The organism is Mesorhizobium sp. M8A.F.Ca.ET.218.01.1.1 (assembly GCF_004791165.1).
Taxonomy (GTDB): Bacteria; Pseudomonadota; Alphaproteobacteria; order Rhizobiales; family Rhizobiaceae; genus Mesorhizobium.
This window is the reverse complement of sequence record NZ_SRUZ01000245.1, coordinates 1-278: the sequence shown is the minus strand read 5'-3', so window position 1 is coordinate 278 and position 278 is coordinate 1. Positions and strand designations below refer to the sequence as shown.

Sequence of the window (278 nt, the reverse complement as noted above, 5' to 3'; positions counted from 1 at the left end):
GCGAAATCCTTGGATTCCGTCATTGACGAATGAACAAAGAGCGATCTCGGCGCCGAGCAGTCAGGCCTAGACTTGCGGTGCCTACTGGCTCGCGCCTTGCAGTGTCTTGAAAGTGTCCGTCCAGGCGCGATACGCGTCATCATCGCCCTGGCTCCAAGCGCTGAAGGCGCGCCAGGCGGCGAAAGATGATGCAGGCTGCTCGAACAGCACGCCGATAGACTGATCGCCTGCGGGCCAGCCGGTAGGCTCGTCGCTTATCGTTTCATGCGTGAGGCGCC

Annotated in this window: 1 pseudogene; it reads right to left on the bottom strand. The window is 61.2% G+C overall.

Annotated elements, in window-relative coordinates:
• Positions 1 to 81: 81 nt before the first annotated feature.
• Positions 82 to 278, bottom strand: a pseudogene (locus EN861_RS35990) (hypothetical protein); the annotation flags it as partial.